Origin of the sequence: Sphingobacterium zeae, assembly GCF_030818895.1 — a bacterium.
GTDB lineage: Bacteria > Bacteroidota > Bacteroidia > Sphingobacteriales > Sphingobacteriaceae > Sphingobacterium > Sphingobacterium zeae.
In genome coordinates this window covers 65,630-81,354 of record NZ_JAUTBA010000001.1, presented here as the reverse complement: position 1 = coordinate 81,354, position 15,725 = coordinate 65,630, and the positions used below count along the sequence as shown (strand labels likewise).

The following is a 15,725-nucleotide window of genomic DNA, read 5'->3' as shown; positions in this document are numbered from 1 at the left end:
GTGAATTGTTACGCGTTAGTTTTTAGACATGGTTTTTAAGCTGATTTTTTTATTGTTCAATTGAAAATGGAGGCCGCTAGCTTCATTTAAGAGATTCAGCATTTCCTGTAATGGTATATTTTTTTGGACCTTCATATAGATCGACCGGTCGTTAGGTAGCGGGAGGGTATCGACTTCGACGCCATACCATCTGGACAAATCAGCTAAGATGACACGGAGCGACTGATCGCGGTAGTCAAAGTAGCCTGCCGTCCAGGCGGTAACTTGCTTTGGCGCTACCTTCTCCCGATGTATTCCATTGTGGTCGGTGATGGCCGTTTCACCCGGATGCAGCACAATGCGCTGAGCGGTTCCGGATTTGTTCAAAGCGATCCGTCCGGACAGCAGTGATGTGGTGACCTGTCCGTCGCTCGCATAATTTCGTACGTTGAAAACGGTGCCCAGTACTTCGACGTTTGCGGCTCCAGCATGAACGGTAAATGGTCTTTGTGCCTCGTGAGCTACATCGAAATAGCCTTCTCCTTCGAGCGAAACTTCTCTTTTGACCGCATCAAAAGGAACCTGAAAGGTGAGGGTAGATGCTGCATTCATCGTAATCTTGGTGCCATCTTCCAGAATAATCCTAAAGTCGGAGTTGGGGGTATAGATGGTTTGCAGACTTGGGGTATTTCCTGTCGCGGTGACTTTTACCGTTTGACTGTCGATACGGGAGAATGCGATTTCGCCGATCTGCCATGCCGAATCTGTTTTTGGTAAAATGGCGATTTCTTTGCCAGACTTATCTTTCACATATAAGGTGGGTACTGATGGTGCTGCAATATCGGAAGGTGCCACGCGCTGTGCGAGGTAAAACCAGGTGGCCAGTCCAGCGACCAGTAGAATGGAAGCGGCAGCCCACCACTGCTGTTTGTATCTTAAACGAAGCGGTTGTTTGTTCGCTTGGTTTAATCCATCTGATTGGTTTAGCCTATCTTCCAATCTTTGTTTGATACGGGCGATATGGGACGCAAAAGGTTGATCGATTTGATTTTGGTCAATATCGATCGAGGCCAAAGCAGTGAGCTGTTCGAGCTGTTCGTCGCTGGCACGTTCAAAATGGTGGAGCAGTCTATCGAGGTCGACACGATTGATACTTCCATCTAAATAGTTCTTGTAAATATCTTCTATTTTTTTTGCCATATCTATAAGTTAATACGCAACTTATTAGCAAAAACACTATCGTTGTGGCATTTTTTTTAAAAAAAATAGAATGTGACAAGAATTGTTAAAATCTCTTCATAATGGTCTTGCACAAATTGGCGGATATGTTGGTTGGATTTGACCATGGCATTACTCACGGTGGATACAGAAATATGCAATTGCTTAGCAACCTCTTCGTAGCTTTTCTGCTCTATTTTGCACAGCACAAATATTTCTCTTCTTCGCTCACTTAGGGTGTTGAGCGCTTTTTCTAATAATGCGGACTGTTTTTCTTCGATATCAACTTCTTTTTCCATCAGGTAGAGCTGTTCGAAATGCTGGTATAAATTTTCCTGCATCTCGGCTTCCTTCGCTAATTTTCTATACCAGGAGATCACATCATTCTTAGCGATTGTAAAAATCCAGGATTTAAAACTTCGCGTGGGGTCAATGGTCGATCTTTTTTGCCAGACTTTTAGAAATACATCCTGCACGATCTCTTCACTGACCTGCCGATCTTTGACCATTCGAAAAATAGTGGAAAATAGGGCATGGCTATACTGATCGTATAAGGCAAAAAAAGCTTGTTCGTCGCCATGGGAAAGCGAAATCAATAGCTTATTTTCTGCAGTAATATCCATAGTAAACTTTTCAACGGTCAGATTCTATGCGGATTAAATCTGTAACCAGCTGTCAAATTTACAACTTTTCGGCTGAATACTTCCTGTTGATGGCAATAGTTTTCAGCCGATAGGATGCTATGCTGTAAAATTTGGATAGGCTGAGCTTATAGTGTTGGGGTATCTTTTTCTAATTGCTCGTAGAGCGCAATGATTTTTTTGCGGATTTGGATAATTTCATCGTCTTTTTGTTGTAGCTTTCGGGCCAGCATGCTTATTTCGTTGCTGTAATCTTTAATGTCGTCTGTATCCGAATTAGATACCAGCTGCACCAAAGTCAAATTAAATAACTTGGCGATTTGATTTAACCGAGAGAGGTTAAGATCTGTAATTCCTGTTTCCATTTTTGAAAATGCAGGAATTGAAACGTCCAACTGCTTTGCAACCTCTTGTTGCGTCCAACCTTTTTGTTGCCTGAGCAACCTGATCTTTTTGCCTAATGTTTTCATTTGAAGATTTGTGGAGGGGGAAGATACGAAAAAAAATGCATAAACAATTTTTTTGGGCGGTATTAAAAAAGTGAGGCAGCTATACCTTGGTTTCATCCGGTGCGCTGGCCGGTCAATATGCTTCAGATCATTTGCCTGTATTGGTTGTATTCCAATACGATTAAGAAACAGCCAAGAGCGCTGGATAACAAGAAAGGTGTGGCGTCAGTAGTAAAAAAGATTAGGCCTTGATAAAGAGAAGATTGATACGTTGCTCATGAGGAATTGGCGGCCTAGTAAAAGGGGGTGTAGTAAGGGAGTCTTGTATTAGACTCCCTTTTTTCTATATATTTTTCATGCAAAACCGATTTTGCCAAACGAAATGGGTTTGGGATTTGTTTAATTGATTGTTGTAAACCTGCAAAACAGGCGGCGCAGATGTGCCCGAGTTATTCCAACGAACTATTGATATATAATGCTAACTATTAAACAAGATGCGATTTTGGCTAAATGCTAAATCGTTTTTAAAACCAACGATTATTAAACATGAACAATGTTGATTTAAAAACAGTGGTGCGCTTGACTGGGAAATCCAGGTTGTTTTTCTCACTGATTGTGCTGGCCGGTACGATCAATCACGCCCAATCCGCTCCCAAAGCCATTTTGGAGAGCAGTTTCCTGAAGGAGACAAAAACTAACCAACAACAATTAACAGGTAAAGTCCTGGACAGCAATGGGAAGCCAATTGCAGGTGTAACGATCACCGTCAAAGGAACTGCTAAAAGTACACAGTCTGATGCATCGGGAAATTTTACGCTGGATGCCAAGGCGGGGCAAGTACTGGTGGCGACTTCGATCGGCTACAAAACCAAAGAAGCCTTTGTGGAGAACAGCAGTGTTTCGATTCAACTCGAGGCTGATCAGAGTCAATTGGATGAAGTGGTGGTTGTCGGATACGGTACACAAAGGTTAAAGGAGGTCACTTCCTCTGTTGCGCACGTGAGCGCCGACCAATTTCGTCAAAGTGGTGCGCGAAATCCCTTAGACCTTATACAGGGTAAGGTGGCTGGTTTACAGGTGTCTAGAAGCGGTTCGAACCCAAATTCAGGCGTGGCGACGCAATTGCGCGGAGCAATTTCTGTGACCGGAAGTGCGAGTCCTTTATTTGTAATCGATGGAATACCTGGCGGAAATCCGGATCTGCTCCAACAGGATGATATCGAGTCTGTGGATGTTTTGAAAGATGGTTCGGGCGCGGCGATCTACGGTACCAGTGCCAACGCAGGTGTCATATTGATTACGACCAAGCGAGGGAAGCCAGGAAAATCGGTCTTTAACTATTCCAATTATTTTCGGAAGGAATTTGTATACAATAGACCTGATTTTTTGACTCCACAGGAATTTAGGGACAAAATTGCATCGGGGGAATTAAACCAGCCGGATTTTGGCCATTCGACAGACTTTTTTGACGATTTGATCAACAAGGATAATTTTTCACAAAATCACAATCTATCCCTGTCTGGTGGCAATGAATCGACCACGTATCGGGGTAGTGTAAATTTCAGAAATCTGGAAGGTATCGCCAAGGAAAATTCGCGGAAGGAATATACGGTGCGCGCCAGCATCAACCAGAAAGGTTTGAATGACCGATTGAATGTATTGATGAACATTGCGACGAATACCAACAATGCGAATCTGTTGGGCGGGGGCGGCTGGGAGAGTGAGGCCACTAAAAATCCTACTTTATCAAATTTTAATGACGATGGGTCGTATCGTTACGACCGCACAAGTACAAATGAATTTGCGCGCTTATTTACAGAAACCAGTTACCGGAAGCAACAGACCTCTTCCCTGGATGGAAAGGCGGATCTTACCATCATCGAGGGACTTAAAGCCAGTGTGTTTGGATCGGTGCAACGCAACTCTTATATCGATGGTGCCTATCGGGCTTTGAACAGTGAAGCGTCTATGGAAGATGAGGATTATCCGGGTGGCGGCTATGCTTCGAAATCGAATTTACTGAATGAGCGGTATGCGTTTGAGCCCACACTGCAATACAACACAACCGTTGCTGAGAAGCATAGCATAACGGCATTAGCTGGTTATAGTTATCGTTATGAGAAAGAGGAGGGGCAGAGTGCAGATAATAGGGGTTTTATAAATGATCGTTTTCATGAGGATAACCTCTCGGAAGGGCAAGCATTACGCGATGGTCGTGCCAATATGGACAGCTACAAGAATGACAATACGTTGATTGCTTTTTTTGGACGGGTAAATTATACGTATTCCGATAAGTATATGGCTCAGTTTATCCTTAGACGAGAAGGTTCTTCTAAATTTGGTGCAAACAATAAGTGGGGGAGTTTTCCTGCCGTATCTGTAGGCTGGAATATCAGCAATGAAGACTTTATGCAGGATGTTGATTTTATCAACAATTTGAAGCTTCGTGCGGGTTATGGAGAAACGGGAAATACAGGGTTTTCCAACAATGCTTCCCGATTGACATTAGGGGGCGGCGGAAAATACCTATACCCCGACGGAGCCTACCGGGAAACCTACGGTCCTGATCGTAACCCCAACCCTAACTTGCGTTGGGAGACAAAAAAGGAGACGAATATCGGTGTTGATTTCACGTTATTCAGCAACAAACTTTCGGGTTCGATTGATGTTTTTCAGCGTAAAACCGTTGACCTGTTGGATACGTACACGACCCCTCAACCACCTTATATACGAGAGAATGTCTATTCCAATGTAGGTACGCTTTCTTCCAAAGGTATTGAACTTGCGCTCAGCTATCGTGCCATTGAACGTGAAAATTTTAAATGGAATATGGACTTTACAGCGAGTACATTAAAGAATGTAATGGAAAGTTATTCGAATGATATTTTTACGGTCAAATATAAGGAGTTTGGGGACATTGGCGGAGCAGGTGCCCTAGGCAACGCATTTACCACCTATGAAGGACATCGCATCGGCGAGTTTTTCGGTAAAAGATTTGCCGGATTTGATGCGGATGGGAAATGGCTGTTTTATAACCGAAATGGTGAGGCGGTAAGAAATGATCAGATCAATAATTCGCGGGATGATCTCAACGCTTCGGATTTATCGGTGATCGGCAATGCTGTACCTAAATATTATCTTTCGTGGACGAATAACTTTTCTTATAAAAACTTTGATCTGAGGGTGTTTATGCGTGGGAAATTTGATTATGACATCTTAAATACGACTGCGCTTTCGTATGGTAATAAAGTGTGGTCGGGCAACTTGTTGAGAGATGCTTTCACCAAATACAAAGACATCGACGATACCTATATGTATTCGGACTACTACCTCGAAAGTGGAAGTCACTTAAAAATTGACGAAGTCACCTTGGGATATCGATTTAAATTAAAAAATGACAGCTGGGTAAATAACTTGCGCGCTTACATGACTGTACAAAACCTGGCAACGATAACCGGTTACTCGGGCAACGATCCGGATTTCGTATTGGATACGGGTTTGGGGAATGAAGTGAATGGGCAACGCTTGGGGATTGACAGCCGTGGTCCTTATCCGAATACGCGGTCGCTTTTGTTTGGTGTAAATTTTAGTTTCTAATTCCTATGAAAAATATTGTTAAAATTTTAATGCTGGCGTGCGTCATAAGTGCGTCGAGTTGTACAAAATTGGATGAAAATGCTTACGATGTTATTGTTGCAGAAGATTTTTATGCAAATAAGAATGAAGTAATATCTGCTGTATTGCGACCGTATACCCATGCCAACGCTTGGATATCGCCCTCGGGGCAGGATGGCTGGTGGCGTCCGGCAGAATTATCGGCCGACCAATTGGCCTGGCCAACTAAAGGACGGCATGGAGAAGATAATGGCAAATGGAAGCGCCTGCATTACCATACCTGGACAGTAGATGAAGGTGGGTTGAATCAAGCCTGGGTACTGATGTACTGGGGGGTAGGCTTATGTAATAGCCCCATCGATATTCTAGAAAAATCTGATGTGGCCAGTATGGGGATTACAACGGAAGAAAAGAATCAATACATTGCCGAGCTTAAGCTTTTACGCGCATTGCACTACCTGAAGCTGATGGATCTTTTCGGAAATATTCCGATAACCACAAAAGCGCCGACCACTGCTGAAGAACCCCTTCCGGAGCCCTCTTCTACCAAAGAAGTGTTTGAATTTATTGAGAAAGAAATTCGAGATAATATTGACTTAGCCCCAAAATTATCGCGTGCGATGTTGGGTCGGGTGTCGCAGGCTACAGGGTACGCGATGCTTGTCGAATTATATTTAAATGCTGAGAAATGGTATGGACAGCCGAGATGGGATGACTGTATCGCGGCTGCTGATAAGCTGATATCGGGTGACGGGGGTGGTTTGAATGGTGCCATGGAATTAGATCCGAATATTAAGGACGCTTATGCTCCGACGAATGATCTATCGAAGGAAACCATTTTTTCTATCGCTTACGATTATAAAAAAGCGGATTTTTCGGCGGGTTTTCCAAGTGAATTCTATCATTTTGTGCAGAGTGAAATCTATGGCGGTGGCAGAAATGGAAATAATGGGATTGTGCTGGTACCCGGTGTTTTCGGTCAGTATGCAGCAAATGATCTACGGAAAAAGGAATGGTTTTTAAGTGGTCCGATGGTGAAATTTGTGGACGGTAAAATTGTTGAAGGATCGGAAGAGTATAAAGGTGAACAGCTTGTCTTTGTGGATTATATTCGTCGGGCAAAATCGGGGGGTACATCGTCTACCATGAGTGACGGTGAAGAAAACAGTGGAATCCGATTTAACAAATATAAAATTGGAAATAACGTCGAAGGGAATGTTAACGGTGTCGTTATACCTGTTAATGAAAATTACAATAATACCGATTGGAATGTCTATCGATTAAGCTGGATTTATTTTGCGAAAGCCGAAGCGCTGATGCGCAAAAGCGGCGGTACGGCTTCACAAGATGCAGTTGACTTGATTAATAGGTGCAAAAAACGGGCATTTGCGGATGCCGACTGGGCGGCAGCACAGTACAATACGGGTACGCTGACGTTAGATGAACTTTTGGCGGAGCGTGGGCGTGAGTTTATTTTTGAGGGGTTCAGGAGGCGTGATTTAATCCGTTATGGTAAATTTCATACCGCAACGTGGTGGGATCATAAACCTACTGCTGAAAACAAAACGGTGTTTCCGATACCTCAACAGCAGATATCGATGAATCCCAACTTAAAACAAAATCCTGGTTACTAGGTGATTTAGATGATGGGCGGTGTATTTCTACGCTGTAGGGATACATCGCTTTTTTTTGTTTCAATTGGGGGTGGCAATTTTCATTTGAATAATGTTATTATGTTAGGGGTACCAGCAGAGTTGCGGTACCCCATACTATAAAGGGATAAAAGGGACAAATTAGTTTTGACGTTTAATGCTGATGTTTAGATAGCGATTGTTGTCATATCCGCTCAAAGCATTGACGATAACGACACCGTATTTTTCGTCTGGGGTCTTAAAGTAGAACATGCTGCCCACTTTAAGATCATTGAGGGAAAGATTTGTCGTTTTGCGGGAAATTGCATTGTTCTGAATAACCGTTCCAGATGTTAAGGTGTTTAGAAATGTGGATGCCTGATTGTTCTGTATACCGGAAAAATAGGTTGCCCGGCCTTTTCCAGATAGATCCGTAAAGTCAAAAGCTTTAAAGGGGATCGGACTGGCTTGTAGCGAATAGATATTATAGGAATAGGTAATGGCACCATTGGCTTCTACTTTATAGGTGCGATACATCCCCAGATCGATTTTTCCTGCATTCGCTTTGGCTTCAGCATACGTATATGTTTTTCCTTCCATCAAGTCAATAAAGCAAGCGCTGCTTTGCGCTGTGCTATCTGGCATATAGAGCACGCGATTGTTCAGATGGGCGTAATCTGATACTACATTATAGGTGACTGAAGTATAGCCATCGCCCATAAATACGCCTTCGCTGTCTACCGCCATTATTCGAAAAGTGGTAAGTCCCACCTTATCGGCTTTAATTTTATAGACATAGCGGAGGCTTCTTTTTTCGCCGTCTGCCAAGGGGATTTTGAGTGCTGCTGCACCGGCGCCATTGTAAAAGATCCATACCTGATGCATGTCTTTGGAAGCTGAGCTAATCGTAAAATCGACATAGATGGAGTCTCCGAAAGCAACATCCTTGTACGTACCAATATTAAATTCATTTTCTTGGTGCAGGGTCACTTTAACCTCCGTAAACTGATTGAAAATATTGTCGCCTTCCCGTTTGCAGGAAAGCAATATGCTGAAGAGGATAAGGAGCAATAAATATTTCTTTTTCATAATTAGTTGTTTAGTGGATCGAATGTACCGCCTTCATAACCGATTGTTTGCTCGAGCAGTGGTGAGGAGCTCATAAAGGTATTTGGAAGTGGGTAGAAATAATAATAATCGCGGAAAGCAAAGGCTCCATTCGCGCTTTCTGCGCGTAAGTTGTAGGGATATTTGAAGTAGTTCAATACGGTATCTCTATTATTCATGTCTAAACGCTCGCGATTCATGATCCCGGCAGCGTTCTTTGCTTCTAATATTTTCTTTAAAGCATCGGATTTGGTTTCGAACAGATACGTTTGGATCGTTCCTTCGAGGGTATGCATGCGACGCGTCCGTCGTAGGTCGTGATAGCGCTTTCCTTCAAAAGCGAATTCAATTTGCCGTTCGTTCATCAGTAGATCGCGCATCTGTTCTTTGTTTGCAGCAAGGGACAAACCGTAATCGTATTTCCCCTGTTCGATGCCGGCGCGTTGCCGGATACTACGGACCAGTTCTTTAGCGAGTGCCAGATCGCCTGTTTCATTTGCTGATTCAGCATAGTTCATCATGACTTCAGCAAATCGTATCTCAATCCAGTCCATACCATTGCCGCCTATATCATTGAAAATACCCACAGATGCGGATGAAAGTGATGGATTGACAAATTTTTTGCAATAAAAGGATTTTATGGAGGATTCTCCGTCTGCATTGGTGTAGTTCCACTGTTTTCGTCCGGTCTTGCCGCTCAATGGCCAGTCTGCACCGTTATAGACAATGGTGTTTTTGAACCGTGGATCTCTGTTTTTCCAAAAAAGCGCATCATCATACAGGAGGTTATCCCCGTTGGCGGGTGTGCCATCTTTCATGCGATAGGCTTTGAGCAAAAGGGTGGTCGGAACATAATAATCTGCTGGTGCTCCGCCTTCGGAGGCGGGGCGCGATGCGCGTTCGACAATAGTGTAACGCTTAGGTGATGTGGCAGAATAGGAACGAAGTAGTACCGCTTCTGTATTGGCTATGCCTTCTCTTAAAAAGATTTCATTATAGTTGGGCATTAAGGCCCGCCCGGCAGCTTGACAGAGTTCATAGGCTTCTTTGCTTGCCTGAAAAGCAGTTTGCCAACGTTGTGCTTCGTAGGGGTGCGCTGCATTGTCGGTTGGATTAAACTGTGGACTGGCCCAGTATAGCAGCGCTTTGGCTTTCAGCGCTGCTGCTGCTGCTTTGGTCATTTTACCACGGCCAGTGCCATCGTCCCAGGTTACGCCATCTAAATTCGTCATTGCAGCATCCAGGTCGCTGACGATTTGTGTAAAGCATGCTTTTGCGGATACCCGACCACTTAACTCCAGTTTGTCTGGATTTTGAGGATCGAGTACAAGGGGCACGCCACCGTAGAGCCGTGTAAGCTCAAAATATACTATGGCGCGTAGGGCATAAAACTGTCCTAAAAATTTCTTCTTGACCTCTGGTGGCAAGGTTCCTGCTGGAATATAGGCGATCGCATTGTTGCAGCGTGCAATGTCAAAGTAGCGGTTATCCCCAATATTGGTACCCTGGTATTTGGTGGCGATGTATTTGGCATCATTAAGTGTGATTTCTCCACTCAGACCCAATACTTTTTTACTGGCTGCATTCGTTCCCGAAAAGTAGTTTTCGTCACTGGCATAGTGCATCTGCATATCGTTTGTTGTGACTTCATGCGGATGGGTAGGCATAATCATGCTATAGGTACCAGCCAGATAGTATTCAATGGCACCTTCGTTGTCCCAAATGCGGGCGTCCAGACCACCATGATCTACGAGCTCAAAAAAATCATCTTTACAGCTCTGTGTCATCAGGGCTGTACTCGACGCCACCAATAAGGCTATTATGTATGTAAAATGTCTTTTCATGTCTTAAAATTTTAAATACCAAAGTTTAAACCAAAGGAAATGGTACGGATTGTGGGATAATTGTACAAAGAAGAGGAATAGGGGTCGCGGTGTTTAAATGGTGCGACAATGGTCCATAGGTTGTTCCCCGACAGCATCAGCTTGAGCGAGCGTACATTGATCTTATCTGTAAAGGTTTTAGGGACACTCCAGTTGAACACCATATTGTTGATCCGGATGGTTGTACCATCTTCTGCCCAGAAGGTAGAATTCCACTTTTTCATCATCGCAGCATCGTCATATCGTGGGAATTTTCCATTGGGGTTTTCCAACGACCAATGGTCTTCCCAAAAACTTGGAACATTCACGAATGCAGTAGGAGCGGTCATGGCTTGGGACTCATAGAATACTTTTCCGCCAAATACGGCCCTGAAATTGGTGTTTAAGGAGAACGATTTATAAGCCAAGCCAACGGTGATCCCTGTTGAAAAAACCGGCGATGTATTATCAAACATGGTGGTTAGATCTTTTTCGGTGATCTTCCCATCGCCATTGGTGTCTTCGTATACGGTCCAGCCGACCTGCGGTACTTTGCCATCGATGGTATAGTTGGGGTTTTTGGCCAAGAAATTATCCACTTCCTGTTGTGTGCGCAACATATCCTGATAGATCAGTCCATAATTTGAACTGTTGTATTTACGGGAGTCTGTTCCCATTTCCACCTTCCAGTCTGGATAGGAGAAATCCCATAGCTGGAATTTGTTGAAGTACATTTGGGTAGTGTAACTTGCCGAATAGCCAAAGTTCATATTGGTGGAAAGTTTGAATCCGTTGGAGAAGGTGTTTTGGTAACCCAAGGAAAATTCGGTACCCCAGCCTCTCCGTTTCTGGTAGTTGACGACTGGAGCTTTGAATCCGGCGTACATCGGGAAATTCTCGTCGTTACCTTTGTCAAATACATCGTACGAGTTTCGGAGATAATATTCGAACCCAAAGCTCAGTTTGTTGTCAAACCAGCGAGATTCTATTCCGAAGTTAAAGGTACGGTGTTTCTCCCAGGAGATATCGGGGTTGGCAATAATGGTTGGGTTGAGTGATGCGACCGGTGTTTCGCCGTAGAGATAGCCTGTATTGACGAGGTCGACACTGAATCGTTCTTGCCATAGCCGTGCTAATACGCGGTCTTCACCTACCAATCCATAGTTAGCCCTTAGTTTTAAGTAGCTGATATAATTGAGGTCTTTAAAAAATTCTTCGTCACTGACCACCCAACCCGTCGCTACCGTGGGGAATACCCCCCAGATATTACCTTTCGCAAAATTGGAGGAGGCATCGACACGGGTAATCACTTCAAGCAGATACTTTTTCTTGTAATCGTAATTGAGCCGTCCAAAGAAGGATCGTTTGACGGCTTCGGTGATTGAACGGTCGGACCGCGTGAAAGTCGATTGGTCGAATGCCCAATATTCATCTAAATTTAGCAGCTGTTGATTGGTCCAGTAAGCGGATAATCCTTCTGCATTGGAAGCCGACTGTTCTGCACCTACCATGAGATCAAGGCTATGCTTTCCAAATGTATTTCCATATTGTAATACGATATTTCCCTGGTAACTATTTCCTTTGCCCAAGGATGGTAAAATCCTTGTCTTGCTACCATCCATACGAAACACTTTGTCTACGGTGTTGGTGTAGAGCTTATTGTTGTTGCCTGTGCGTACAAACTCGTATAGATCGTAAGCTGGGAGGTATTCTTGGCCACTGGAAGATGTTCCCGAATTGGAGATCTGTACGCGGGCACTGAATCCTTTGAGGTATTCTGGCGCATAGTTTAGGGAGGCGTTAATGCTATAATTAGCGTTACTGCGTTTTTGGTAATAGCCTGAGTTGATAATTGCCAGTGGATTGGTATTGCTATTGGCATTGATGTTACTGAAGTTTACCGGTAGGCCATCGATCTGTATGGGTACCCATTGCGGCGTCGTAATCAGGGTTTGATAGAAGTTTTGATCGCGGTCGTCGGATAGGCTATTTTGGCTATTGGTCTTTGTATTGTTTACATTAAACGCAACATCAGCTTTTAAACCATCAATAATTTGTGTATTGAAGCCGGATCGGAAGGAGTATTTCTGTTGGCTCATACCTGCATAGTTACCGTCTTCTTTTTGATAGCTTCCGCCTGCAAAGAAGGTTATCTTTTCACTTCCGCCGGAAATGGATAGGTTATGGCGTTCCATTTTAGAGGGTTTCCAAAGTTCGTCATACCAGCTTTTATACGGATTTGTTTTTAAATAAGCTAAGTCTTCATCCGAGAAGAAATCTGTGGGTTGGGCATTATTGAGTGCGTAGGTTTCGTTCAATAATTTGGCGTGTTGATAGGCTGAAAGCATTTTTGGCTTTACGGTAGCGTCTGAGATACCGAGGTAACCGTTGTAGGTGAGCTGTGTCTTTCCTACCTGCCCTCTCTTGGTGGTGACGAGGATAACCCCCTTTGCTCCGGAGGCACCATAAATGGCTGCCGATGCGTCTTTAAGAATCGAAATGTTTTCTACCATGGATGCATCTAGGTTTTCAAAGACATCGGATGATGAAATAATACCGTCAATAACATACAGTGGCTCATTGGTTACACCCTGCAACTTGGCTTGGTCTGAGGCGAAAGCATTACGAACATTGAGGGTAACTGCTGCGCCTGGCCTGCCCGAAGACTCACTTACGCCCAATCCTGCAACGCGGTCGCGTAAGGCTGCGGCAATGTTGGCTGCCGGAATGTCCTGGATTTCTTTTGGGTCGACAGAGGCCACGGCCCCCAAGACTTCGCGTCGTTTTTTTGTACCGTATCCGACCACGACAACTTCATCTATGCTGGTATTGGATTCGAGTCGGATTGTGATATTGGTTTTGCCCTTCGTGTCTATTTCTTGTACTTTATAACCCACATAGCTCACAACAATAACTGTATTGTCTGCAGGAAGGTTAATATGGAACACGCCATCTTCACCTGTTTTTACGCCGGCTTTGCTGCCTTTGACCAGAATAGTTGCGCCGTAGACAGGCTTGCCGTCTTGATCAAGTACACGGCCGGTTACACCGGCAAATTTTGTGGATAGTAAAAGTGGCGAATTTGTTGTTGGTAATGCAAAAACCGGGGCTGGCGAGAGCGCAAGCAGGGGGTAAAGAAGCTTGATACTCCGCTTTAGCAAAGATTTTTTGAAAAATGGATAATTCATACATTTAACTTGTTTATAATAGGTTTTAAAAAGCGTTTTAAGGCAGATTAATTGGTTATCGCGCAAACCTGAACAAGTTCGTATTGTCCACTATTTTGTGTGGACGATATTCCAATAAAGGATTGTTTTGTAACAGGTTTGTTGGGTAATATTAGAGGTAATTTTTTAATCAACTGTCCTGAACTGTTGGCTTGGCTGTAAATTAAAATCCATTGGTAAATATGTTGATCCCAGTACTGACTTTGGTTGGAAGCTTTATTTCGGACGAGAGGAAAATAAAATTCTTTTAATCGAATTGCTCAATAGCTTATTTGAAGGTGAGAAAATAATTTCCGATTTATTTTATAAGTCTATAGAGTATGACGGTGATCAGGAAGATATGCGAAGGGTTGTTTTTGATTTACATTGTATCGGTACAGATGGAGAGATATTTATTATAGAGATGCAGCAATTATTTCAGGAATATTTCAAGGATCGCGCTGTCTATTATACGTCACGTTTGATTAATAAGCAATTGTCAAAGGGGAAGAAGGGTAATGATTACTGTTTACCTGTGATTTATTTTATAGGGGTTTTAGAATTTAAACTACATGGGGAGGATGAGGCTTTTCTTTTGTGCAAGACCGATCGTCCTTATTTTTATGATGTCGCATTATGTGATAAGACAACGCATGAAATCTTTTGAAGGTCTCGAGAAAGGAGAGCATAAACAGGCTTTGGAATCTGCTCGAAAGATGTTAATGAAGGGCTATAACAAGGCGGATGTTAGTGATATTACCGGTCTTTCTATTGAAGAAATTGAGAATCTTAAAATGGTTTAGTCATTTTGATCTAATAGGTGCATGGTTTTTAAATCCATTTAATAAGATATATTGTCTATATATAAGCGATGTATTTCCAATTTAGGAAATACGTCGCTTTTTTGTATTATCACTTTTTTAATGTAGGTCCATGTACGATAAGCTTGCCATCAGCGGTAATTTCCATCGGGTCTATAAAAACCAGTCGTTGATGCCCTGTTTCAGCGGTGCGACCGTGATAGACACAATACCGCTGCTTGCCATCCCGCGAATAGGCAATACTATTGTGTCCAGTACCTGTTACCAGCCCATTTTTTTGTAAAATGGGATTGTTTGACGCTTTTTTAAATGGACCTAGTGGACTTTTCGAAGTGGCATAACCAATTGCATAATTTTTGCCATCAAAATTATTTGCTGAATACATCATATAATACGTGTTCCCTTCTTTAAAGAGATAAGAGCCTTCTGTCCATCGTCGATTTACCTCTTTGCTGGTTACCGATCTGCTCTCCCAATCGTCGGAAACGCCCATTTTTAGTGGCGGACGCAACAGTAACTTTGGCTCGCCAATGATACCGGAGAAATCAGGTTTAATTTCTACGCCATACACCCAGCTTTCTTCTACTTTGTCATACCAGCCTTTGTTTTTCGCCCAAGTGGCCACCTCGCTTTCGACCGGATGTTTGTAGCAGCATCTGGAATAATAGAGGTAAACCCGGCCATCTTCAAACCAAAGGTTGGCATCGATAATAGGATAGCCGGGATCAAAAATTGGCCGGTCATAGCAGTCGATAAATGGCCCCGTGGGCTTATCTGATACGGCGACACCGATTCTGAAATTCTCGAGTTCTTGCGTCGGGTTCTCTTTCCATTGCGCACTGTACAGCATGTAATAACGGCCATTCCGCAGGTATACTTCAGGTGCCCAAAATGCGTCTATTCCCCAGCCATTTTTATTGTCCTGATGATAAACCTGCCCTTCAAAGGTCCAGTCTTGCAGGTTGGTAGATGAATAGGCTCCAAAGCCTTTGTCTACATCGCCGCCGGTGCCATACATATAATATTTCCCATCGGAATCCGTCAGGATGAAAGGATCACCGAAAGCGATTGGTAAAGGATTTTGTATTACCGTCTGTCCCTTTAACACAAAAGATAATAGTAGGATAAATAACAATAGGGGGAGTGATCTTTTCATCGTCATGTATAATTGGTGTTAAATTCTTCAAAAGAAGTCA

At 43.4% G+C, this 15,725-nt stretch carries 11 protein-coding genes; 4 read left to right on the top strand and 7 right to left on the bottom strand.

Annotated features, from left to right (window positions below; genetic code table 11):
• Nucleotides 1–15 precede the first annotated feature (15 nt).
• The 3 genes from QE382_RS00285 to QE382_RS00275 all read right to left on the bottom strand — a co-directional run bounded on the left by QE382_RS00285 (nt 16) and on the right by QE382_RS00275 (nt 2,308).
• Nucleotides 16–1,179 carry a FecR family protein gene (locus tag QE382_RS00285; protein WP_307184215.1) on the bottom strand — a complete coding sequence of 388 codons (1,164 nt, stop codon included), beginning with the start codon at nt 1,177–1,179 and terminating at the stop codon, nt 16–18.
• Nucleotides 1,180–1,235: 56 nt separating this feature from the next.
• Complete coding sequence (locus QE382_RS00280; protein ID WP_307184214.1) at nt 1,236–1,820, bottom strand: RNA polymerase sigma factor; 585 nt, start codon at nt 1,818–1,820, stop codon at nt 1,236–1,238.
• Between the two features lie 146 nt (nt 1,821–1,966).
• Entirely contained in the window at nt 1,967–2,308 is a 342-nt protein-coding gene (locus QE382_RS00275) for a helix-turn-helix domain-containing protein (RefSeq protein WP_307184213.1), read from the bottom strand.
• A 525-nt stretch (nt 2,309–2,833) separates the two neighbouring features.
• Here QE382_RS00275 and QE382_RS00270 point away from each other — a divergent pair.
• Nucleotides 2,834–5,884: a SusC/RagA family TonB-linked outer membrane protein gene (locus QE382_RS00270; RefSeq protein WP_307184212.1), complete on the top strand. Its 3,051-nt coding sequence runs from the start codon at nt 2,834–2,836 to the stop codon at nt 5,882–5,884.
• 5 nt (nt 5,885–5,889) lie between these two features.
• The gene (locus QE382_RS00265; RefSeq protein WP_307184211.1) at nt 5,890–7,536 is read left to right on the top strand and encodes a RagB/SusD family nutrient uptake outer membrane protein; all 1,647 of its coding nucleotides are present in this window, start codon (nt 5,890–5,892) and stop codon (nt 7,534–7,536) included.
• Nucleotides 7,537–7,695: 159 nt separating this feature from the next.
• On the opposite strand, the gene QE382_RS00260 is transcribed toward QE382_RS00265, so the two are convergent.
• The 3 genes from QE382_RS00260 to QE382_RS00250 are packed head-to-tail and all read right to left on the bottom strand — an operon-like array spanning nt 7,696 to nt 13,690.
• Nucleotides 7,696–8,622 carry a hypothetical protein gene (locus QE382_RS00260; RefSeq protein ID WP_307184210.1) on the bottom strand — a complete coding sequence of 309 codons (927 nt, stop codon included), beginning with the start codon at nt 8,620–8,622 and terminating at the stop codon, nt 7,696–7,698.
• 2 nt (nt 8,623–8,624) lie between these two features.
• Entirely contained in the window at nt 8,625–10,484 is a 1,860-nt protein-coding gene (locus tag QE382_RS00255; protein WP_307184209.1) for a RagB/SusD family nutrient uptake outer membrane protein, read from the bottom strand.
• Between the two features lie 11 nt (nt 10,485–10,495).
• On the bottom strand, nt 10,496–13,690 hold the full coding sequence (locus QE382_RS00250) for a SusC/RagA family TonB-linked outer membrane protein (protein WP_307184208.1): 3,195 nt from the start codon (nt 13,688–13,690) through the stop codon (nt 10,496–10,498).
• 178 nt (nt 13,691–13,868) lie between these two features.
• On the opposite strand from QE382_RS00250, the gene QE382_RS00245 reads away from it, so the two are divergent.
• Nucleotides 13,869–14,375: a PD-(D/E)XK nuclease family transposase gene (locus QE382_RS00245; protein WP_307188001.1), complete on the top strand. Its 507-nt coding sequence runs from the start codon at nt 13,869–13,871 to the stop codon at nt 14,373–14,375.
• Complete coding sequence (locus tag QE382_RS23655) at nt 14,281–14,511, top strand: Rpn/YhgA-type helix-turn-helix domain-containing protein (protein ID WP_503167752.1); 231 nt, start codon at nt 14,281–14,283, stop codon at nt 14,509–14,511. The genes QE382_RS00245 and QE382_RS23655 overlap by 95 nt, the downstream gene beginning before the upstream one ends.
• Nucleotides 14,512–14,620: 109 nt before the next feature.
• Here the strand turns inward: QE382_RS23655 and QE382_RS00240 are convergent, their stop codons facing one another.
• Entirely contained in the window at nt 14,621–15,685 is a 1,065-nt protein-coding gene (locus QE382_RS00240) for a glycoside hydrolase family 43 protein (RefSeq protein ID WP_307184207.1), read from the bottom strand.
• Nucleotides 15,686–15,725 lie beyond the last annotated feature (40 nt).

Bases quoted from the DNA above. Each gene is read 5' to 3' on its own strand.
- QE382_RS00285 (WP_307184215.1), bottom strand. From the start codon at position 1,179: ATGGCAAAAAAAATAGAAGATATTTACAAGAACTATTTAGATGGAAGT.
- QE382_RS00280 (WP_307184214.1), bottom strand. From the start codon at position 1,820: ATGGATATTACTGCAGAAAATAAGCTATTGATTTCGCTTTCCCATGGC.
- QE382_RS00275 (WP_307184213.1), bottom strand. From the start codon at position 2,308: ATGAAAACATTAGGCAAAAAGATCAGGTTGCTCAGGCAACAAAAAGGT.
- QE382_RS00270 (WP_307184212.1), top strand. From the start codon at position 2,834: ATGAACAATGTTGATTTAAAAACAGTGGTGCGCTTGACTGGGAAATCC.
- QE382_RS00265 (WP_307184211.1), top strand. From the start codon at position 5,890: ATGAAAAATATTGTTAAAATTTTAATGCTGGCGTGCGTCATAAGTGCG.
- QE382_RS00260 (WP_307184210.1), bottom strand. From the start codon at position 8,622: ATGAAAAAGAAATATTTATTGCTCCTTATCCTCTTCAGCATATTGCTT.
- QE382_RS00255 (WP_307184209.1), bottom strand. From the start codon at position 10,484: ATGAAAAGACATTTTACATACATAATAGCCTTATTGGTGGCGTCGAGT.
- QE382_RS00250 (WP_307184208.1), bottom strand. From the start codon at position 13,690: ATGAATTATCCATTTTTCAAAAAATCTTTGCTAAAGCGGAGTATCAAG.
- QE382_RS23655 (WP_503167752.1), top strand. From the start codon at position 14,281: ATGGGGAGGATGAGGCTTTTCTTTTGTGCAAGACCGATCGTCCTTATT.
- QE382_RS00240 (WP_307184207.1), bottom strand. From the start codon at position 15,685: ATGAAAAGATCACTCCCCCTATTGTTATTTATCCTACTATTATCTTTT.